24 protein-coding genes are annotated in these 20,568 nt (G+C 29.1%); all 24 read right to left on the bottom strand.

Annotated elements, in window-relative coordinates; all coding sequences use genetic code 11:
* Positions 1-152 precede the first annotated feature (152 nt).
* The 24 genes from rpmA to JL105_RS03655 all read right to left on the bottom strand — a co-directional run bounded on the left by rpmA (position 153) and on the right by JL105_RS03655 (position 20,530).
* A complete protein-coding gene (gene rpmA, locus JL105_RS03770; protein WP_132025768.1) occupies positions 153-431 on the bottom strand; it encodes a 50S ribosomal protein L27 in 279 nt (92 codons plus the stop codon).
* The gene (locus tag JL105_RS03765) at positions 425-781 is read right to left on the bottom strand and encodes a ribosomal-processing cysteine protease Prp (protein WP_132025766.1); all 357 of its coding nucleotides are present in this window, start codon (positions 779-781) and stop codon (positions 425-427) included. Before JL105_RS03765 ends, rpmA begins: the two co-directional genes overlap by 7 nt.
* A 4-nt stretch (positions 782-785) precedes the next feature.
* Positions 786-1,097: a 50S ribosomal protein L21 gene (gene rplU, locus JL105_RS03760; protein ID WP_132025764.1), complete on the bottom strand. Its 312-nt coding sequence runs from the start codon at positions 1,095-1,097 to the stop codon at positions 786-788.
* Positions 1,098-1,188: 91 nt separating this feature from the next.
* The gene (locus JL105_RS03755; RefSeq protein WP_132025762.1) at positions 1,189-2,445 is read right to left on the bottom strand and encodes an Rne/Rng family ribonuclease; all 1,257 of its coding nucleotides are present in this window, start codon (positions 2,443-2,445) and stop codon (positions 1,189-1,191) included.
* Between the two features lie 17 nt (positions 2,446-2,462).
* Entirely contained in the window at positions 2,463-3,191 is a 729-nt protein-coding gene (locus JL105_RS03750; protein WP_132025760.1) for a TIGR03936 family radical SAM-associated protein, read from the bottom strand.
* Positions 3,188-5,032 (bottom strand): TIGR03960 family B12-binding radical SAM protein, encoded by a 1,845-nt coding sequence (locus tag JL105_RS03745; RefSeq protein WP_132025757.1) that lies wholly within the window; start codon positions 5,030-5,032, stop codon positions 3,188-3,190. The genes JL105_RS03750 and JL105_RS03745 overlap by 4 nt, the downstream gene beginning before the upstream one ends.
* A 95-nt stretch (positions 5,033-5,127) precedes the next feature.
* Positions 5,128-5,811 carry a M23 family metallopeptidase gene (locus JL105_RS03740; RefSeq protein WP_132025755.1) on the bottom strand — a complete coding sequence of 228 codons (684 nt, stop codon included), beginning with the start codon at positions 5,809-5,811 and terminating at the stop codon, positions 5,128-5,130.
* A 58-nt stretch (positions 5,812-5,869) separates the two neighbouring features.
* Positions 5,870-6,922 (bottom strand): FAD:protein FMN transferase, encoded by a 1,053-nt coding sequence (locus JL105_RS03735; RefSeq protein WP_132025753.1) that lies wholly within the window; start codon positions 6,920-6,922, stop codon positions 5,870-5,872.
* A gap of 34 nt (positions 6,923-6,956) precedes the next feature.
* Entirely contained in the window at positions 6,957-7,238 is a 282-nt protein-coding gene (gene minE, locus JL105_RS03730) for a cell division topological specificity factor MinE (protein WP_132025751.1), read from the bottom strand.
* 14 nt (positions 7,239-7,252) lie between these two features.
* Complete coding sequence (gene minD / locus JL105_RS03725; RefSeq protein WP_132025749.1) at positions 7,253-8,047, bottom strand: septum site-determining protein MinD; 795 nt, start codon at positions 8,045-8,047, stop codon at positions 7,253-7,255.
* A 22-nt stretch (positions 8,048-8,069) separates the two neighbouring features.
* Positions 8,070-8,690: a septum site-determining protein MinC gene (gene minC / locus JL105_RS03720; RefSeq protein WP_132025747.1), complete on the bottom strand. Its 621-nt coding sequence runs from the start codon at positions 8,688-8,690 to the stop codon at positions 8,070-8,072.
* A gap of 89 nt (positions 8,691-8,779) precedes the next feature.
* On the bottom strand, positions 8,780-12,115 hold the full coding sequence (locus tag JL105_RS03715; protein ID WP_132025745.1) for a penicillin-binding transpeptidase domain-containing protein: 3,336 nt from the start codon (positions 12,113-12,115) through the stop codon (positions 8,780-8,782).
* A 12-nt stretch (positions 12,116-12,127) separates the two neighbouring features.
* Positions 12,128-12,613, bottom strand: coding sequence for a rod shape-determining protein MreD (mreD, locus tag JL105_RS03710; RefSeq protein WP_237722302.1), 486 nt, complete (start codon positions 12,611-12,613; stop codon positions 12,128-12,130).
* Between the two features lie 32 nt (positions 12,614-12,645).
* On the bottom strand, positions 12,646-13,482 hold the full coding sequence (mreC, locus tag JL105_RS03705) for a rod shape-determining protein MreC (RefSeq protein WP_132025743.1): 837 nt from the start codon (positions 13,480-13,482) through the stop codon (positions 12,646-12,648).
* A gap of 11 nt (positions 13,483-13,493) precedes the next feature.
* On the bottom strand, positions 13,494-14,525 hold the full coding sequence (locus JL105_RS03700; protein WP_132025741.1) for a rod shape-determining protein: 1,032 nt from the start codon (positions 14,523-14,525) through the stop codon (positions 13,494-13,496).
* Positions 14,526-14,551: 26 nt separating this feature from the next.
* Positions 14,552-15,259: a RadC family protein gene (gene radC / locus JL105_RS03695; RefSeq protein ID WP_132025738.1), complete on the bottom strand. Its 708-nt coding sequence runs from the start codon at positions 15,257-15,259 to the stop codon at positions 14,552-14,554.
* A gap of 19 nt (positions 15,260-15,278) precedes the next feature.
* Positions 15,279-15,860: a Maf family protein gene (locus JL105_RS03690; protein WP_132025736.1), complete on the bottom strand. Its 582-nt coding sequence runs from the start codon at positions 15,858-15,860 to the stop codon at positions 15,279-15,281.
* 15 nt (positions 15,861-15,875) lie between these two features.
* Positions 15,876-16,373 (bottom strand): Gx transporter family protein, encoded by a 498-nt coding sequence (locus JL105_RS03685; protein WP_132025734.1) that lies wholly within the window; start codon positions 16,371-16,373, stop codon positions 15,876-15,878.
* Between the two features lie 15 nt (positions 16,374-16,388).
* Entirely contained in the window at positions 16,389-16,772 is a 384-nt protein-coding gene (locus JL105_RS03680; RefSeq protein WP_132025732.1) for a NusG domain II-containing protein, read from the bottom strand.
* A 203-nt stretch (positions 16,773-16,975) separates the two neighbouring features.
* Complete coding sequence (locus tag JL105_RS03675) at positions 16,976-17,776, bottom strand: RnfABCDGE type electron transport complex subunit B (protein WP_237722301.1); 801 nt, start codon at positions 17,774-17,776, stop codon at positions 16,976-16,978.
* Positions 17,777-17,787: 11 nt separating this feature from the next.
* Positions 17,788-18,360, bottom strand: coding sequence for an electron transport complex subunit RsxA (gene rsxA / locus JL105_RS03670; protein ID WP_132025728.1), 573 nt, complete (start codon positions 18,358-18,360; stop codon positions 17,788-17,790).
* A 19-nt stretch (positions 18,361-18,379) separates the two neighbouring features.
* Complete coding sequence (gene rsxE / locus JL105_RS03665) at positions 18,380-18,982, bottom strand: electron transport complex subunit RsxE (protein WP_132025726.1); 603 nt, start codon at positions 18,980-18,982, stop codon at positions 18,380-18,382.
* Positions 18,983-19,003: 21 nt separating this feature from the next.
* Positions 19,004-19,579 carry an RnfABCDGE type electron transport complex subunit G gene (locus tag JL105_RS03660; RefSeq protein ID WP_132025724.1) on the bottom strand — a complete coding sequence of 192 codons (576 nt, stop codon included), beginning with the start codon at positions 19,577-19,579 and terminating at the stop codon, positions 19,004-19,006.
* Complete coding sequence (locus JL105_RS03655; protein ID WP_202690650.1) at positions 19,580-20,530, bottom strand: RnfABCDGE type electron transport complex subunit D; 951 nt, start codon at positions 20,528-20,530, stop codon at positions 19,580-19,582. It abuts the gene before it with no gap.
* Between the last annotated feature and the right edge of the window lie 38 nt (positions 20,531-20,568).

The raw sequence follows: 20,568 nt of genomic DNA, 5'->3' as shown, positions 1-20,568 counted from the left end.
CTCTATTTTTCTTTATACTGTCAATAATTTTATTATATCAAGTTATCAATTAGTGTCAATAATTTTAATTATTTTATTCTCAATTCAATAAATACTTTTTATTAAAATAAAAAAGCCTACCGTGTAGGTAAGCTATAAAAATATATTAACTCTTAAGCAGGATAAACACTAACTTGTTTCTTATCCTTTCCTTTTCTTTCAAATTTAACTATACCATCTACTTTAGCAAATAGAGTATCATCGCCACCTCTACCTACATTGTTACCGGGATGAATTTTAGTTCCTCTTTGTCTTACAAGGATATTCCCAGCTAACACATATTGACCGTCTCCTCTTTTAACACCTAATCTTTTAGCTCTACTATCTCTACCATTTCTGGAACTTCCTACTCCTTTTTTAGTAGCAAACAACTGTAAATTAAGCTTTAACATTCTCTACACCTCCCATATTTAAGAGTAACATATTTAGGATAATTTTCCACAATGGACTTTATTCCTAATTCTAAAGTCTTCAAAACTGTTTCAACTTTAATTTTAGTATCTTTGTCTAATTCACTTGGAATAATAACATCTAAAAAACCCTTTTTTTCATTTATAGAATAATCTATTCTTTCCTCTGATATTCCGCACACTTCTACTAAAGAATTTAAGGTATTCTGAGCTAATACTGAAACAGCAGAACACACTATATCTTGACCTTTTACATCATAACCTGCATGCCCAGATATAGTATATCTGATAATATTATCTTCACTGTCTACGTATATTTTTACCTCTATCATAGAATTAACCCACTATTTTTTCAATTTTTACTTTTGTATAAGGTTGACGATGTCCTTGTTTTTTCTTGTAGTTTTTCTTAGGTTTGTATTTAAATACTATAATCTTCTTGCCTTTACCTTGTTTTAATATAGTTCCTTCTACTTTTGCATTTTCTATATAAGGTTTACCAACTACAAGTCCATCTTCCTTTGATATAAGAAGAACTTTTGAAAAATCAATTTTATCTCCTTCTTTAGAATCAATCTTCTCAACAAAAATTGTATCTCCTTCTCGAACTTTGTATTGTTTACCACCAGTTTCAATTACAGCATACATTATTAATTGCACCTCCTCTAACCAGTCTCGCCAGTATTAGGTGACTATGCTTTAAAAACCCATACTGAGCGGCCACCTACAAACAAAAATTTTAGCAGATTGAACTCCTTTTGTCAATAGCACTTTCTAAAATTTTACCTTTACCATAGCAATAAGGACATATTTTGATAAAGTTATAACCAAGACTATTTCTTACTTTATGTCTTGTCATTTCAACTAATCCCAATTTAGTCATCCCAACTATATTAGTTTTATTCCTATCAAAACTTAAATATTTTTCCAGTTCAGCTACTACCGCATTTACATCCTGGTTATTTTTCATATCTATAAAATCTATTATAATAATTCCTCCAATATCCCTCAATCTTATTTGCCTAGCTATTTCCTCTGCAGCTTCCAAATTAGTTTTAACTATCGTGTCCTCTAAACTTTTACTTCCAATATATTTACCTGTATTTACATCAATAGCTGTTAATGCTTCAGTTTCATCAATTACAATATAACCTCCACTTTTTAAAGGTACCTTTCTTTCCAATGCTAAATTTATATTCTTCATAATATATTCTTGCTTTTCTACGGTAAAATCTTCTTGAAAAAAAAGCTTATCCTTTAACTCTGAAGAAATCATATCCTGTAAATCCAATAGCCTATCATATTTTTCTTTATCATTGACTATAATTTTGTGTATTTTATCATTAAAAGCATCTCTTACTATTTTATAACCTAAGTCCACATCTCTATATAGTAACTTAGGACAAGGTAAAAAATTTCTCTCTCTTTCTAATTTACTATATAGATTAATAAGTTTAGTATATTCATCAAATAATTTATCCTTTTCTATACCCTCTGCTTGAGTTCTAAAAATAAATCCAATATCATCTTTTTTAATTTCCATACCTATTTTCAATAATCTTTTAATTTCTTCTTCATCATGTATTTTTCTAGATATATTTATTTTAGAAGAATAAGGAGTCAATACTAAATATCTACCTGGCAAAGTAATATGAGTTGTTACTTTAGGACCTTTGTTTTTACTAGATTCTTTTAAAACTTGTACTATAACTTCCTGCCCTTTTTTAATCACTTTTTCAATTTTTACATAAGAATTTTTATAAATCATATCTTTTGGTAGTGCATCTTTTACATACAAATATGCATTTTTTTTCTCACCTATATCTACAAATGCAGCTTCCATTCCTGGAAGCACATTTATTACTCTTCCCCTATATATATTACCAACGCATTTTTCATTCTTCTTTTTGTCAATATAATATTCTACTAGTCTTCCTTCTTCAATAATTCCAACTTTCTCTTCAAGACCTTTGGAATCTATAAATATATAATTCATAATAATATCTCTCCTACTCAATAAATGGGTAATTTGATTTTCCCATCTTCTTCAATAAATAATGCTAATCTAACAATATCTACTGTATCCCAATCAATATCTAAATTAAGATATTTGTCCATTGATAACATAAAATCCATAGGATTTAAATTTCCTTTATCTCCTGCCTTTAATAGACAATTTAAAACTATACAATTGACATCCTTTTTTATATCGCTATCTATTATATCTTTATCTTTAACTACTACATTCCCTATTAACTTTCTAATATTAAGTTCTTTTTCAATAACTTTATTACCCTTACGTTTTACCTTTTTCATCAATATCTCGTCTTCTTTTAACCAGTTTTTTATCAATTTTTTTAATTCTTCAACCTCTTTTAAATTTTTAGCCTTAAACTCTATTTCGTAAAAACCCCATCTAATAAGCGAAGGCAAGGATTTAGTGTTCTCTATATATTTTACTTCTAAAATTTTAATATCATCTGGAAGTTCCTCATTTACTCTATCCATAAATACATGCTCTGACATTCTTTCCTGTAACTCTATATCCATATATTCACTACAACTAGCAATACCTAATGCTAATGGATTAGCAATAGAAAGTCTAGGTTGAGGATTAAATCCTTCTGAGTATTTTATTGGAATATCAGCTCTTCTAAATGCCCTTTTAAATAATCGCATTAAATCATGATGGGATATATATCTTAAATAATTTTTTTTAGTAAACTTTATTCTTAAATTCAATTACAAACACCACCTGAAAAACTTTTATTAATTCCACATCCTGTACAACCTAGTCTACAATCCCTAGTTAATTCTTGAGCTTTAGCTTTTTTATATTCCTTTATCAAATATTCTTTACTTACTCCTGAATCTATAAAATCCCAAGGTAATATTTCCTCCAAGTCTCTTTCCCTTAATGCATAAAAATCGCCTTGAACTTTCGTTTCATAAAAAGCCTCTATCCATTTGTCATAATCAAACAATTCTGACCATCCATCAAATTTACAACCTTTTTCCCAAGCTTTTATTAAAGTTTTCCCTAACCTTCTGTCCCCTCTAGCTAATATGGCCTCTAAATAACTCAATCTTGGATCATGGTAATTAAATGTTATCTTTCTATCCTTTATATTGTCTTTTAACAAATTAATTTTCCTATTAAATTCATCAATAGAATTTTGTCCTACCCATTGAAAAGGTGTAAAAGGTTTAGGTACAAAACATGAGGCACTTAAAGTTATTTTTAAATTACCCTTTCTTTTCTCTTTTGGCTGATTAAAAAATATATCTTTAACTTTATATCCTAAATTCTTAATCCCTAATACATCTTCATCAGTCTCAGTAGGTAATCCTATCATAAAATATAATTTTATATTAGACCAACCTTCTTTAAAAGCATAAGATACAGCTGTTGTTAAATCTTCTTCTGTTACTCCTTTATTAATTACATCCCTTAACCGTTGACTACCTGCCTCTGGTGCAAAAGTAAGTCCAGTTTTTCTTACTTTTTCTATTTCTTTTAATATATCTAAACTAAAAGAATCAAGCCTTAGTGAAGGTAATGATATACCAACTTTTTTTTCTTCATATCGATTTATCAATTCTGATACTAGTAATTTAAGTTGTGAATAATCGCAAGAACTTAAAGAGGTTAAAGATATATCTTCATATCCTGTATTTTTTACAAGATTATCAGCTAATTCTAATAGTTTAAGAATACTTTTTTCTCTTACTGGTCTATATATTATCCCTGCTTGACAAAATCTACATCCTCTAGTACATCCTCTAAATATTTCTAATGGAATTCTATCATGAACTATTTCTATATAAGGGACTATTAATTTTTCTGGAAAATATACTTTATTCAAATCCTTTATTATTCTTTTTTTTATAGTCTTTGGTGCTTCCTCTATTATAGGTATCATATCTTTTATTGTCCCATCTTCATTATAGCTTACTTGATAGAAAGATGGTACATATATTCCTTCTAATTTACTTACTTCTTTAAGAAAATCTCGTTTATCTTTTCCTGATTTTTTAAAATCTTTATATCTATTTAATATTTCTAATGTAACTTCTTCTCCTTCTCCTATCACAAAAAAATCAATTATATCAGCCAATGGTTCAGGATTATATACACAAGGACCACCGGCTATTACAAAAGGATCCTCTAAACTTCTTTCCTTTGACAATATAGGAATACCACTTAAATGTAACATATTAATTACATTTGTATAACTCATTTCATATTGTAAAGTGAAACCTAAAAAATCAAAATTTTTTACAGGTTCCCTACTTTCTAAAGTAAAAAGAGGAATTCCCTCTCGAATCATTTCTTTTTCCATATCTACCCAAGGAGCAAACACTCTTTCACAAGCAATTTCTTCTTCTTCATTTATCAAATTATATAATATATGAAGCCCTAAATGAGACATACCTACTTCATATATATCTGGGAATGCAAAAGCAAATTTTACTTCCATATCTTTTAAATTTTTCTTTATTGAATTTTTTTCTAAACCTATATATCTGGCAGGTTTTTCTACTCTTTTTAGTATTTTATTAAATTTTTCTATATCTATCATAAGTATCACCTTTCGTCTTTTATTATATATACTATTACTATGTTACCACTTTTTAAAGAATTTTAATAGAAAAAATAAAACTGTCCAAGACAGTTTTAAATACTCTTACTAAATTTTATGTATTCCATGGGATTTACAGGTACGTTATCAATCCATATTTCAAAATGTAAATACTTATTTCCATCTTTATTAGTTCCAAGAGTTCCTATTTTATCTCCTATATTTACCCTTTCTCCTTCTCTCAAATATACTTCTATCAAGTATCCATAAACTGTTGTCATATTTTCGTGTTGTATTGTTACAAAATAACCTTTAGTGTTTTTGTCTTCTATTTTAGACACTATACCCTTTTCGATAACTATTGGTTCTTTTTCATCTTTTGGTATAATGTCTACTCCATTATTAAAATTTACACTACCATCTAAATGTTTAACTTCTCCAAAAGGTTTATATACAGCTCCCTCTATAGGAGAAGAATACATTGGCTTGTTCTTTATATTTAATGCTTCTAAGGTTTTCCCTGATAATTCTAATAACTTTTTACTATAATTTAATATTTTTTTCCCATCTTCTTTTATACTAAACTCATAATTTATCCCTTTATTTATGATCTGTATTATATTGGAAGTTAACTTGTTATTTATTACTTTTAATACCAATATAAGAGATAATATTATTAATATACATATAAATCTTTTTAACTGCCTTTTATAATGAAATCTTTTTCTCAAAAAATTTTTAGTTCCTCTATATTTATTACCATATATTTTTTTATTCATATTTTCACCCACCTTAATCTACTACTATGATATTTATATAAGGTGGGTTTTATTCCTATCAATAAGGATTGTATATTAATTTAAAATCCTTATCTTTTAATATAAATTTATCTTTTAGTTTTTCTTGAATATAAACTTCTTTTTGTTTAGTTATAAATATTTCATCTATGTCTTCTAATTGATTTATTAATTCAGTTCCCTCTTCTATTCCTAGTACAAATAATGCTGTAGATAAAGCATCACCATCTATGGATTTATCCGATACTACACTTACTCCAGCTAATCCATTTTTTACAGGATAACCAGTTTTAGGATCTATAATATGATGATATCTTTCTCCTTTATATAAAAAATATCTTTCATAATCTCCAGAAGTAACTATAGATTGATTCTTTACACTTAATATGCCTATATAGTTGCCAATAATATTAAAAGGATCTTGTATTCCTATTCGCCAAGACTCTCCGTTAACTTTTTCTCCTAAAGCATAAATATTGCCTCCCAAATCTATAATAGCTGATTGAATTCCATTATTTTTAAATATCCTTTTAACTTCATCTGCCGCGTAGCCTTTCACAATACCTCCCAAATCTAATTTCATACCCTTTCTTTTTAAATATACTTGATTATCTTCCATTAAAACCAAATCATTATAATCAATTAGGCTCATTTTTTCTTCTATTTCTTCTTCTGTAGGTATAGACTTCCGTTCTTCTCCATGTACATCAGTTATATTCCATAATTCTACTAAAGGTCCAATAGTAGGTTCATATGCGCCTTGAGATAATTCTGCAAAATATTTTGCTTTTTTTATTACATAGTATACATCTTCATGAACTTGTACAGGTTTTATACCTGCACTTTCATTAATTTTACTTATATCACTATTAGCAATAGTGACACTCATTCTACTTTCAATCTCTTTCAGCCTATCCATAGCCATATCCATTATTTTTTTATCCTGATTATCATATATTTTTATATTAATAACTGTATCCATTAAAAAATCTGTTTTCTCAAGTGGCTGAGATTGATTATTTGTACAACCAACAACAAATAAAATTATTAATAATATAAATATTGCATAAATACTGTTTTTTTTAAAATTCATACTTAATATCTCTCCATAATTTTTATATACTTTTCTATCCTATATTATCCTTTATCTTGATTATTGGAATATTAGCTACTAAAGCTGACATTGGCATATTATCTGTTTCTCTTCTCATTCTAGTAAGTTTAATGTCTAATGCTTCTTCATCAATCTCAGCATATTCTTTTATGACTCTTATGATATCTCCTTCTATCATTTCTAAAAATTTTGGAGATAAATCAGATCTATCATGAACCAATACTAATTTTAACCTTTCTTTAGCTATATCTTTACTCTGCTCATTTCTTATCCCTAACTTTTTAAAAAAATCCAAGCTTTATACCCCCTTTACTTATTAAAAAGTAATTTTATTAATTTACTAAATTTACCTTCACAATCTTCCAAATTAAGTAACTCTACTTCTTCTCCTGTAATTCGTCTACAGATATTTTTAAAAGCTTTTGCAGATAGTGGACTATCTTCAACAACTACAGGCTCTCCTTTATTAGTGGAAACAACAATAGCCTCATCATCAGGTACTATTCCTAATAAATCTATAGCTAAAATATCTACAATATCTTCTACATTCATCATATCTCCTCTTTTAACCATATCTTGTCTTATTCTATTAATTATTAATTTAGGATGAGTTATACCTTTAGCTTCCAGCAACCCTATAACTCGATCCGCATCTCTTACAGCTGCAATTTCAGGCGTAGTTACTATATAGGCCTCATCTGCTCCAGCAATAGAATTTTGAAAACCTTGTTCAATCCCAGCTGGAGAATCAATTATTATGTAATCAAATTCTTCTTTTAATTCATTTATTAATTCCAACATTTGCTCTGGTTTTATAGCAGTTTTATCCTTCGTTTGAGCTGCTGGTAATAAAAATAATCCATCATATCTTTTATCTCTTATCAATCCTTGCTTTAATCTACAAGTTTTCTCTACTACATCTACTATATCATATACTATCCTATTTTCTAATCCCATAACAACATCTAGATTTCTAAGACCGATATCTGTATCCACTACTACAACTTTATTACCTAATATAGCTAATCCAGTACCTATATTAGCTGTTGCAGTAGTTTTTCCTACTCCACCTTTACCTGATGTTATTACAATAGCTTTTCCCATATTATCATCATTCCTCCCTCTATTATTTATTCGGTAAATATGGTTCTATATAGACTTCCCCATCCTTTACTTTAGCAACTTCAGGTATACCTGAAGTTGCTACTTCCTCATCTGGCTTTCTGCTAATTATATTAGCAATTCTTAATTGAGTTGGTCTCAAATCATATGCAGCAATTATGGCATTTTTATTTCCATCTATTCCAGCATGGGCTACCCCTCTTAAGGTTCCTAGTATTATAATATTACCTTTTGCTTTAACTAGAGCTCCTGGATTTACATCTCCAATTATCACTATATTTCCATTGTATTCTACAACCTGACCCGATCTTATAGTTGAATGTATAAATTTGGTCATACCTTCATCTATATCTGTATAATACTTAGGGGCTTTTAAATAATCAGTTAATCCCTCTTCTATTATATTTAAATTATATCTATACTTCATCAAAAATAATAGTTCAAGAATTTGACTTGAATTTAATTTTTCTGCTTTAATCCCTAAAAAATTTGCTTCTTGATAAAAATCTAAACCATTTTTTAATTTTTTATCAAGTTCATTTAATATATCCTGAAATTCTCCATCTTTTATATATACATATATTCCTTCCTTGATACCTTTAAAACTAATCAGTCCTTCTTTCACTCTTATGCAACCTCCATCTTCCCTTATATATATATTTCTTCATATATTTTGAAAATCCTTCTTATTTTAAAAATTGAATTGGAAGGTATTTACCTAGCCAATTCAATTTCAAAAGGAAGTGTACCTTTCTCATCTGTATCATTAAATCCAAGATATTCCGCTATAATTTCTCTAGCAATAGGTCCAGCATATCCACCACTACCTCCTTGGAATAGTACTACAGCTACTGCTATTTCTGGATCTTCATAAGGTGCAAAAGCAACAAACCATGCATAATCATCATAAGTATCACCTGTGGCAGGATTTATTCCACTTTTTTGAGCAGTTCCAGTTTTAGAACCTACAGTAACAGGAAAATTGCTAAACAAACTTCTAGCTGTTCCCTCTGTTGAAACCTTTTTCATACCCAATTTCACATGTTCCAAGTTTTCATAGTTATTTAATTTAATTCTTTCTGGTTTTTCATTATTTTCCATAATTACTTTAGAATTATCGAAATTCTTAATATTATCTATAGCAGTAACTTTATGTCTATATCCACCATTGGCAATAGTAGCAATAAAATTAGCCATTTGAATTGGTGTATATGCATTTTGACCCTGTCCAATAACTACATTTAATGTATCAGTAATATTCCAGCTAGCTTGATTCATATAATCAAATTTTATTTTATCAGCTAATCCATTTCTGTCTCCAGGAAGCACTTTTTCCGCATATATACCCATCTCTTCAAGTCTTCTAATTACTTCATTTCTAGTTATCGGCTCTGGCTCTTCAATCCAACTTACTATTTCATCAATTCTCTCTGCTATCTCTTCGTCTTTTAACTTAACATCCTCTTTGATATAATACTTAATATTGTTATTTAAGTAACGTTTTAACATAGCCTTTGTAGTCATTATTTTCCTTTGAGGATCTGGTACTCCTCCAGCAACTTCATTAGGAATATCTATTTCTATGCCTGTTTTATCATTTAATCCTAACTTTTTAGACATGTTAGCAATATCCTCTATATCTACTCTTACACCTAAAGACTCTCCAGTTCTTGGATTTCTACCAAAAGCTAAAGAATAAAAATAATAGTTACAAGAATCCCTAAGAGCTTCATATAGATTTACGGAACCATGAGTACCCTTATAAGAATGCCAAATCCAACATCCAAATCTTTCCGTTCCTACATCTACATAACCCATATCTCTAATAGTTTTATTGGGACTAAGTCCCTTTTCCAATGCAGCTAGGGCAGGTACCATTTTAAATGTTGAACCTGGCTGAATTGCAGTCTGTATTGCAATATTATAAAGTGGCCTTGGGGCTAATGGATCATTTTCATTTTCTGGAAACAAAGAAACCCAATCAGAATCAGAAATCCCTGTAGAAAATAGATTAGGATCATATGCAGGATAATTAGCTAATGCTAATAATTCTCCAGTTTTAACATCTATGGCTACAACCGATCCAGAGGTTGCATTAATATATGGTCTTCCTTTACTTCTATTAATTCCAAATTTATAATCTCCCCACTTACTTTTAAATGTACCACCTTTTTGAATTTCTTCTAATGCATGTTTTAAAGAATCTTCTGCTACTTTTTGCAATTCCCCATCTATAGTTAAATATACATTGTTTCCTGGTATAGCTTGCTTCTTATTAATTACTTTAGTGGTGTTACCATACACATCTACTTCTACTCTCTTTATTCCAGGTTTTCCTCTAAGCTCATGTTCAAATTTTTCTTCTATACCAGTTTTCCCTATAATATCATTAGGAGAATACTTATTTTCATTTACATACTTTTCAATTTCTGATGGTTGGGATATTTTCCCTAAATAACCCAATAAATGAGCAGCTAATTCGCCTTCTGGATAATATCTTATTGGCTCTATAGATACCTGTATGCCAGGCATCTCCATCATGCCTTCTTCTATTTTTGCTACTGTTGAATCCCTTATGCCATAAGCAATATTAATAGGTTGATATGCCCTATGTTTTTGTTTATCTAATTGATCATATAAAGACATAATAGCTCTAGCTTCATATTTACTCAAATCATCATCTATTTCAAAATATTTCTTTAAATATAAAAATATTTCTTCTGCATTTTTGTTTTTAGATATTTTATATTTATCTAGCCAATCTTCTTTGTTAATTAATGAAACATATTCCCATTTTGATATGGATATCTTTGGATTAATTCCATTTTCTAATATTGTTTCTTGAGCTATCCCCTTGATTTTATTATCTGTAATAAAATCTTTAAGTAAATCATTTTCTTTGCTAAAAGCAATTAAAGTATCTAAAGGATTTTCTTTAGATGATAATTTCTTATCCTTATGGACATATAACACTGTATTATTTTCCTCATTTATTTCTATATCCACTGGCGAATTTAATCCTTTCTGTTCAATTTTTTCAATTAGCAATTTACCAGGCACTATCTTTATAGAATCTCCTTTTTCATCTTCTTGCTCTACAACTTTTTCCAATAAATTTTTCAATGAAGTTGATGTTACGATATTTACAAAATCATCTTTTGCACTTGTATCAAAAGAAATGTCGTTAAAATCCTTCATTAAACTTCTTTTCTGTTGTAAATATTCTTCGTCATAGGTTATAGAATACTCTTCTAGTATCAATCCTTGACTTAAATTTCTCTCTTGTAATATATTAAATACCAATTCTCTAGAAATAGAATGATCAATTATTTTTCTTATAATATTCTTGTTTTTATCTATAAGACTTATTATGGCTTGTTTAGGTGTCGCATCACTTTCTATCTCATATTGTTTTTTCCATACATCTATATCTTTAGTTTCATCAAAATTTATATTTAGTCCATTAGACGTCAACGTAGCAATCACTGGTACTTCTATACCTTTACTTTCTAAAGCATTTATTGCTTTGTTTATCGTTATAAATTGAAAATGCTCTTCGTAATCAGGATAGATATAATAAGTATCCAAAATTGAGTAAAGTAAATCATTTTCAATTATAATATCAATAACTTTATCATCAGGTGACATATTTTCAGTTAAATACATATTCTCATTGCTGAATTTAAATATGTTAAACTTTATCGGAAAATCATCAACATAATCTACTCCATCTTCCTCTAATAATCTAATTAATGTCAATAAAGTATTATTGGTATCTTTTTTATTTTTAATTTCTATCTCATCTTTTAATATTTGTACTGTAAAACTAGGCTTATTACCTGCTAGTAATCGCCCATTCCTATCACGTATTTCACCTCTAGGTGCAGTAATATATACCTCTTTAATCCTATTATTATCTGAAATATCTCTATAATAATCTCCTTGAACAATAGTTAATGTTGCTAATCTAAAGGAAAGGGTTAAAAACATTACAACTAATATTAATATTAATATGTTATATCTATCTTTTAGTTTTTCTAAGAATTTCAAACAAACTCACCCCTATCTCCTTGTAAACCTTATGGAAGGTACAATAAATATATTGGAAAACCACTTATAAATCAACATGGATATCAAACTATTATACAAAGTTTCCAATATCACTACATTTTTAAAAAAAACAGAAAAATCTATATTGTATCCTAAAAAAAACATAAAAATATAATAAAGCCCATGATAAACTATAGTAGAAATTGCTGTTGCCAGGAAAGGTATCAATAAATTATCTTTTGCTAATTTATTTTCAGTCATCCCTACAAAATAACCTACAAAAAAATATATAAATCCATTTACACCTATTACAGGACAAAATATTACATCATGCAGCAAACCTATAATTAAACCTACTGTACTTCCAAATATTCTACCCCTTAGAAGCCCTATCACTACTATTATAATAAGGGCTGTATTGGGTGTTACACCAAATATATTGATATGAGGTAACACAGTACTTTGTAATATAAAATTGCCTATTATTATTAATAACATTATCAATATTTCCAACAAAATCACCTAAACTTTTATTTTGATATAACGAAAACTCTATATATTTTTTTAAAATCTACTGCTGGTTCTACATATACATTTTTCATCAAATCCTCATCATTTTTTACTACATCTTTTATTTCTCCTATATAAATATCTTTAACATATATACCACCAAGTCCAGATGTAAAAAGCTTGTCTCCTTTTATCACATCTGCTTTCATATCAAACAAATATCCACTTAATTTTTCATCAACAATACCAGAAATTATTCCACCATCCTGAGTTCTAATTACCTTAAACGAAATTTTGTTATTCTCATCAATTATAGAAACAACTTTAGCAAAGTTATCTTCTACTTCAACAACTCTTCCTACAATTCCCTCTTCCACTATGCCTTTTTCAGTTTCTACAGCTTGTATTACTGTGTCATCTTTTTTTATACCATCTTTAAAGCCTTTATCAATTACAAATCTATTAAACCAATTCCCTGGCTCTTTCCCAATAACTTGAGCTGGAATTAAATTATACTTAGCTTTTTTCATAAGTTCTGCTTCATTTTTTAAATAATCAGACTTTCCAATTAAATCTTCATATTTTCTATTTTGTTCTTCTAGTTCTATAACTATATTTTTCAATTCTTCATTTTCCGTTTTTAATCTACCCATATCTTTAATGGAAGCAAAAAAATCTGATACTTTCATACTGATATTGTAAAAAAACTTTCCTATTGGTGCAAATATATTTCCTATTACCTTCTCTACTTTTGTTAAAGACATTCTTTCGGTACTAGTTACACCGATAATAATAATCAGAATGATAGCAACTGCAGTTACTATCATTCTGTTTTTATATTTTTTTAAAAAAAACATAGTATCACCTATTAACCCATTTTTTTGTTATTATATGATGTTTTTTTAAGTACTTCAATACTTTCTAATGCTTTACCTGTACCTATAGCAACACAATCTAAAGGGTTCTCTGCTATATTAACTGGCATGCCTGTTTCACTTTTTATCAATAAATCAATTCCATCAAGTAGTGCTCCACCACCAGTGAGCATTATGCCTTGTTCCATTATATCAGCAGCTAACTCGGGAGGAGTTTTTTCCAACGTGGATTTAATAGCATCTACTATATTGTAAATAGGCTCTCTCATTGCTTCGTATATTTCTTTAGACGTAACAGTTACTGTTTTTGGCAATCCAGATATTAAGTCTCTTCCTCTAATATTCATCTTAGATTCCTTGTTTTTTACATTTGCAGAGCCAATAGTAATCTTAATATCCTCAGCTGTACGTTCCCCAATCATTAAGCTATATTCTTTTTTAATATAATTTACTATAGCCTCATCTAACTCATCGCCACCTACTCTGATAGATTTGCTTGTAACTATTCCTCCTAAGGATATAACAGCTACCTCCGTTGTGCCTCCTCCTATATCTACTATAAGACTACCTGTTGCTTCATGCACAGGTAGCCCTGCGCCAATAGCTGCAGCCATAGGCTCTTCTATTAAATAAGCATCTCTAGCTCCAGCATGTATAGCAGCTTCTTCTACAGCTCTTTTTTCAACCTCAGTAACTCCACTTGGAACACATACAACCACTCTTGGTTGGAATAAAGAACGTCTTTGAACTGCTCTTTGTATAAAATATTTAAGCATACTTTGAGTTATATCAAAATCGGCAATAACCCCATCCCTTAAAGGTCTAATTGCAACTATATTACCTGGGGTTCTACCTATCATTTTTTTCGCTTCTTCACCTACAGCTAATACTTGCTTAGTATTAGTTTGAATTGCAACTACAGAAGGCTCCCTAATTACTATATCCTTTCCTTTCACATAAACTAATGTATTAGCTGTTCCCAGATCAATTCCCATATCTTTTGTAAATGCACTAAATATTCCCATATGATTTGCTCCTTCCTTTCTCTAAACTAAATAATATTTCTTTGTTTAAAACTTACATACTTATTATCACCAAATATAATATGATCTAAAACTTTAATTCCAATTATATTTCCTGCATCTATAAGTCTATGTGTAATATTTATGTCTTCCTCACTTGGAGTTGGATCACCACTAGGGTGATTATGTATTAATATAATTGAATTTGCATTTCGTTTTATAGCTATATTAAATACCTCCCGGGGATGTACTATAGATGCATTTAAATTACCTATAGATATATTCTCAATACTTATTATCTGATTTTTAGTATCTAAAATTGCTATCTTAAAATATTCTTTTTTTAAATATCTCATTTCTTCCATAAGTAATTGTACAAGTACTATTGGCGAATCTACTTTTATCTTATCTTCTCCTCCATACCTAGATATCCTTTTTCCTAACTCTATAGCTGCTATTATTTGTCCAGCTTTACAATTTCCTATTCCTTTTATGCTTGTCAATTCTTCTACTGTAACATGAGATAGATAACCTATTCCACTTTTATCCATGCTTAGTATCCTGTTAGCCAAATCTATTGCTGTATCTTCTCTATTACCAGTCCTAATAATTACTGCAATTAATTCTGCATTTGATAAGGATTTAACTCCATATTTATATAATTTTTCTCTAGGTCTTTCATTCAATGGAAGATCCTTTATAGTATAGGTTTTTTTTATATCTGTGCTCTTTTCCATATTATTCCACCACACTTTATTATAATAAGCTTATGTCAAAATGCCTTTCTAATAAAATGTCTAATTTATATATAGGTAACCCTACAACATTAAAATAACAACCTTTAATCCATTCTACCAGCACTCCTCCTAATCCTTGTATACCATATGCTCCTGCTTTATCTATATATTCTTTAGTTTCAATATACTTTTGTATCTTTTTATCACTAAGTTTTCTAAATTTAACTATAGTCTTCTCGTAATCAATAACTTTTATATTAGAATTAGCTTTTATGATACAAATTCCTGTTAATACTAAATGTTCCTTATCACTTAAAAATTTAAGCATATTAAAAGCATCATATTCATCTTTAGGCTTACCGAGAATTTTATCATTACAAGCTACAATTGTATCAGCCCCTATAATTATTTCTCCATTAGAAAACCTATCTTCTAATTGATTAGCTTTTTCAAAAGCTAATGCCATTGCTATTTGTTCTATAGTTTCATTGGAATTTATTTTTTCATGTATATTCGATTTTACTACAACGGGTTTGACATTATACTTTTCTAATAATTTTCTTCTTCTAGGTGAAGAAGAAGCAAGTACTATAGTATTCATTTTATCACCTTATAGCTAAAAATTTTTTAAATTTTTGATTGCAAAAATTGAAGTCAATCCTATAAAATATCCTGTAAAAAGACTCGTCAATAGAAGTATGGGTAAATAAGAAAACACTTTTATATTATTCATCATGATACTTGCCACTATTATCTGAGCAAAATTATGTGCTACTGATCCAAATATACTAACCCCTATTAAACTAAATACTTCTGAAAAATTTCTATATACTATATACATAGTTAAGCAACTTAATAAAAAACCAGATAGGCTATAAAAAAGGCTTGAAACACTTCCTGCAATCAATGTAAATATTATGGATTTAAGAATCCCAACTATCATGGCTTCTTTAAAACCAAATAATACTAAAGTAATTAATATAACCATATTTGATAATCCCAATTTTGCTCCTGGTACTATAAAAGGCACTGGCATCATTGACTCAACAATCCCTAGAGCTAATCCAATAGAAACCAATAAAGATAAAAAAATTAATTTTTTTAATCTTTTCATAATTGTAATCCACCTTTAATAGCTTATATAATCTACATCTCTTTCATCATCTATGCCTTTTATCTCTATTACCAATTTATTTGGTAAACATACTATAACTTCACCCACTTTAGATATATAACCTTGTTTCACATCTAATTTATCAGGACAATCTGCCTCAATTACTCTAACTTTTTCATCTCCTATTTCTATCAAATTATAACCAAATTCTGTTTTAATGGGAATAGTTTTCCCAATAATATTCTTATCAAATATTATTTTTTTTATTTCTTTCCCATCTACTTGAATACTTATATATTTTTTATTATAATTTAAAGCTGATTTATTTACATATACTAGTGATAATAAGCTAATTATTATAATAAAAACTATCAGATATTTATCTCCTTTTGTCAACATGTTCACCCTTTAACTTAAGGCGTTGATTTCTAATATATCATAATTAGTTTATCATTTATACTTTTTGTTTACAAGTTAAAATTATCCCAAAAAATTATTGAAACTCAAATTTCTACTGTTCTCAAATTATCCTTACCTTATTATTATAAATGAATTTCTTAAAAAATGAAAGAGCCTATATTATAGGCTCTAACTGGAAATTTCTATTTTTTTATTTTTAAATTCGCATAAATAGCTTTAGTAGGACATTTCTCTGCACAAATTCCACAATTAACACATTTTTCATAATCAATTTTTGCTAGATTATTTTCAAGTTCAATAGCTTCTTGAGGACAATTTTTAGCACAAATTCCGCAACCAATACAACCAATATTACAATTATTTCTAACTATTTTACCTGGATCTCTACTTTTACATTTTATAATTACCTCTTGTTCATAGGGTATTAGTTCAATGATTCCTTTAGGGCATACGCTTATACATCTTTTACAAGCAGTACACTTATCTTTATCTATAACTGCAATTCCATCTATAATTTGAATTGCATCAAATTCACAAACATCTTTACATGTACCACAACCTAAACATCCATAAGCACAAGATTTGCTCCCACCAGCTAACATATTCTGTGCTCTACAATCCATAATTCCATCATAAATATATTTTTCCTTAGCTTTATTAAAATCCCCTTGACAAAATACCGTAGCAACATATCTAACACTTTCCGTAACATTTACTCCCATAATATCTGCTATTTTTTCAGCTACTGGTGTACCACCAACATTACAAGCATCTACTGGTGCTTCTCCTGCAACAATCGCTGAAGCCAATCCATCACAACCAGGATAACCACATGCCCCACAATTAGCACCAGGTAAAACTTCTCTTATCTCATCAATCCTTGGATCCCTTTCTACTGAAAAAGCTTTAGATGCTAAAGATAGACCTAATCCAAATAATAGTCCCAATCCTCCTAATACAGCAATTGGATATATAATGCTCATTATTTCACCTCCTATACTAGTCCATTAAATCCTAAAAATGCGATAGACATCAGACCTGCAGTTATTAATGCAATGGGAAAACCTTCTAAGGCTTCTGGTACATCATTTAATTCTAATTGTTCTCTTATCCCTGATATTAATATCAAAGCTAATCCAAATCCAAGAGACGCACCTATAGCATTAAATATAGTTTCAACTAAATTATAACCTTCTTGTATATTTAATATTGCAACTCCTAATACTACACAATTTGTAGTTATTAAAGGAAGATATACTCCTAATGCGCTATATAAAGTTGGGCTAGTTTTTTTCATTACCATCTCAACAAATTGAACCAATGCAGCAATAACCAATATAAATACTATAGTTTGAAGATACTCTAATCCAAATTTATCTAAGATTCCTTTCTGAATTCCATAAGTAATTATAGATGATAAAGTAACAACAAAAGTTACAGCAATACTCATACCTGTTGCCGTTTCTGTTTTATTAGATACCCCTAAAAAAGGACATATACCTAAAAAACGAGCCAATACAAAATTATTAACAAATATAGTACTTATCAATATTGTAAATATATTCATTTTTCTACCTCCTCTAATTCTATTCTACAATTGATTTTTTCTTCCTAATAGTATTGAAAATAGCTATCAATATTCCTAATAATATAAATGCTCCTGGAGGCATTATAAAAATCAATGCTGGTTCAAAAGAAGAGCCAAATAATTGCTTTCCAAATATACTACCAGCACCTAATATTTCCCTTAAACTACCTAATATTAATAAAGCTAAAGTGTATCCAAAGCCCATGCCTAGTCCGTCAACTACTGAAGATAAAACTCCATTTTTAGATGCAAAAGCTTCTGCCCTTGCTAATATAATACAGTTAACTACTATCAATGGTATAAATATACCTAAAGCATTGTATAAATCTTGAGTATACGCTTTCATAAACATCTCCACTATAGTAACAAAAGTAGCTATAACCACTACGAAGGCAGGTATACGAATTTTATCTGGAATTACCTTTCTAAGAAGAGATATTACTAAATTTGAACCAACTAATACTCCAGTAACTGCCAATCCCATAGCCAAACCATTTACAGCTGAAGATGTTACTGCTAAAACCGAACACATACCTATTAATTGTACAAATATTGGATTTTCTTTTATTAATCCATTATAAAATACTTCGGATAATTTCACTATTTACACCTCCATTATCAGCTAATCAGCTAATTTTAAATTATATATTTCACGAGCAACATTGACACCATATAATACTGCATTAGTAGTTATGGTAGCACTAGTTAAAGCTTGTATTTCATTATCATTTTCTGGACTTTTAGATGCTACCAATTCTTTATCTATCGGTTTATTTTTAAATGAATTTATAAAATGTGGTTTAGTAAGATTCGCTCCAAGCCCAGGTGTCTCAGAATGATTTAAAATTTTAATTCCCGTGATCATTCCATCTGTTGATATCCCAGTCATAATTTCTATGTCCCCACCATAACCTTTTGATATGTTTTTAATAGTATATCCCACTAATTTTTCACCTTTATAAGCTTCAAATATTTCAGTTACATCAGGATATTCTTCTTTTATTTCATTGAATTTTTCTTCACTTAATGGTCTAAATTCATCTCCTTGGGGTAATATTTCAGCCTTTGCTTTTTGATCTGCTATTCTATCAGCTTCTGCTATTTTAGGTGAAGTTATATTATTTGAAACTGCTAGAACCGATGCTGATACAGCAGTTATAATAAACAATATTAATCCTAATTTTAATGTTTCATTCATTTACTTCACCTCCCCAAAAACTTTAGGTCTTGTAATTTTTTCAATTATTGGAGTTGCTATATTCATAAGTAAAATTGAATAAGATACTCCTTCTGGATATCCGCCCTTTACTCTAATTATAGCAGTAAGTACCCCCGCTCCAATACCATATATAATCCTACCTTTAGGTGTTACAGGCGATGAAGCATAATCTGTAGCCATATAAAAAGCTCCAAGAATTAAACCTCCACCTAATATATGGTAAAGTAAAAACTCTGATTCCACTCCCAATAATATTAACATTATAAAAGTTGTTCCAATATAGAATACTGGTATTCTCCAATCAATAACTTGTCTTATTATTAAATATATAGCTCCTATCAATAACAATAGTGCAGATGTTTCGCCTATAGCTCCAGGAATATTTCCAACAAACATATCCATAAGAGAAGGTAACTCTGATCCTGTTAACTGAGTCCCACCAGTTTTCATTATAGTCAAAGGAGTGGCAGTTGTTACTACATCAGGTCTTGGTCCTGTAAAACTTGACATATGGTTAGGCCAAGATGTTAACAGCATTGCTCTAGCTGCTAAAGCTGGATTCATAAAATTAGAACCCAATCCTCCAAAAAATTGCTTTACTATAATAATTGCAAATGCTGAACCAATTATTGGTAACCACAAAGGTGCATTGGCTGGCAAATTAAAAGCAATTAAAATTCCTGTTATAACTGCCGATAAATCATTTATTGTAACTTCTCTTTTAAAAGCCTTTTGGATTAAAGCTTCAAACAAAATAGATGAAGCAACAGAAATTAAAATAAGCTTAAGCGCATTTATACCAAAAAAATAGACACTTCCTATCATAGCTGGTATTAGAGCTATTATTACATCAAGCATTATTCTCTGTACAGTTTCATCTGATCTTATATGAGGAGATGAAGAAACTAATAACATCCCTTCAAAGTCCATTTCATCAACTTTAGAAGTAGTTGTCGCTTTATTTTTCA

The sequence above is a fragment of the Keratinibaculum paraultunense genome (genome assembly GCF_016767175.1).
Taxonomy (GTDB): Bacteria; Bacillota; Clostridia; order Tissierellales; family Tepidimicrobiaceae; genus Keratinibaculum; species Keratinibaculum paraultunense.
Note: the sequence above shows the minus strand (reverse complement) of the source record. Positions and strands in the feature narration are given on the sequence as shown.

What these genes read in the sequence shown, in the direction of transcription:
- mreD (WP_237722302.1), bottom strand. Translation starts at nt 12,613, where the DNA reads ATGTTATTAATAATAATAGGCAATTTTATATTACAAAGTACTGTGTTA.
- JL105_RS03740 (WP_132025755.1), bottom strand. Translation starts at nt 5,811, where the DNA reads ATGAATAAAAAAATATATGGTAATAAATATAGAGGAACTAAAAATTTT.
- JL105_RS03735 (WP_132025753.1), bottom strand. Translation starts at nt 6,922, where the DNA reads ATGAATTTTAAAAAAAACAGTATTTATGCAATATTTATATTATTAATA.
- rsxA (WP_132025728.1), bottom strand. Translation starts at nt 18,360, where the DNA reads ATGAATATATTTACAATATTGATAAGTACTATATTTGTTAATAATTTT.
- JL105_RS03680 (WP_132025732.1), bottom strand. Translation starts at nt 16,772, where the DNA reads ATGTTGACAAAAGGAGATAAATATCTGATAGTTTTTATTATAATAATT.
- JL105_RS03675 (WP_237722301.1), bottom strand. Translation starts at nt 17,776, where the DNA reads ATGAGCATTATATATCCAATTGCTGTATTAGGAGGATTGGGACTATTA.
- JL105_RS03755 (WP_132025762.1), bottom strand. Translation starts at nt 2,445, where the DNA reads ATGAATTATATATTTATAGATTCCAAAGGTCTTGAAGAGAAAGTTGGA.
- JL105_RS03690 (WP_132025736.1), bottom strand. Translation starts at nt 15,860, where the DNA reads ATGAATACTATAGTACTTGCTTCTTCTTCACCTAGAAGAAGAAAATTA.
- JL105_RS03685 (WP_132025734.1), bottom strand. Translation starts at nt 16,373, where the DNA reads ATGAAAAGATTAAAAAAATTAATTTTTTTATCTTTATTGGTTTCTATT.
- rpmA (WP_132025768.1), bottom strand. Translation starts at nt 431, where the DNA reads ATGTTAAAGCTTAATTTACAGTTGTTTGCTACTAAAAAAGGAGTAGGA.
- radC (WP_132025738.1), bottom strand. Translation starts at nt 15,259, where the DNA reads ATGGAAAAGAGCACAGATATAAAAAAAACCTATACTATAAAGGATCTT.
- JL105_RS03655 (WP_202690650.1), bottom strand. Translation starts at nt 20,530, where the DNA reads ATGGACTTTGAAGGGATGTTATTAGTTTCTTCATCTCCTCATATAAGA.
- mreC (WP_132025743.1), bottom strand. Translation starts at nt 13,482, where the DNA reads ATGTTTTTTTTAAAAAAATATAAAAACAGAATGATAGTAACTGCAGTT.
- rplU (WP_132025764.1), bottom strand. Translation starts at nt 1,097, where the DNA reads ATGTATGCTGTAATTGAAACTGGTGGTAAACAATACAAAGTTCGAGAA.
- JL105_RS03700 (WP_132025741.1), bottom strand. Translation starts at nt 14,525, where the DNA reads ATGGGAATATTTAGTGCATTTACAAAAGATATGGGAATTGATCTGGGA.
- JL105_RS03660 (WP_132025724.1), bottom strand. Translation starts at nt 19,579, where the DNA reads ATGAATGAAACATTAAAATTAGGATTAATATTGTTTATTATAACTGCT.
- JL105_RS03765 (WP_132025766.1), bottom strand. Translation starts at nt 781, where the DNA reads ATGATAGAGGTAAAAATATACGTAGACAGTGAAGATAATATTATCAGA.
- JL105_RS03745 (WP_132025757.1), bottom strand. Translation starts at nt 5,032, where the DNA reads ATGATAGATATAGAAAAATTTAATAAAATACTAAAAAGAGTAGAAAAA.
- minD (WP_132025749.1), bottom strand. Translation starts at nt 8,047, where the DNA reads ATGGGAAAAGCTATTGTAATAACATCAGGTAAAGGTGGAGTAGGAAAA.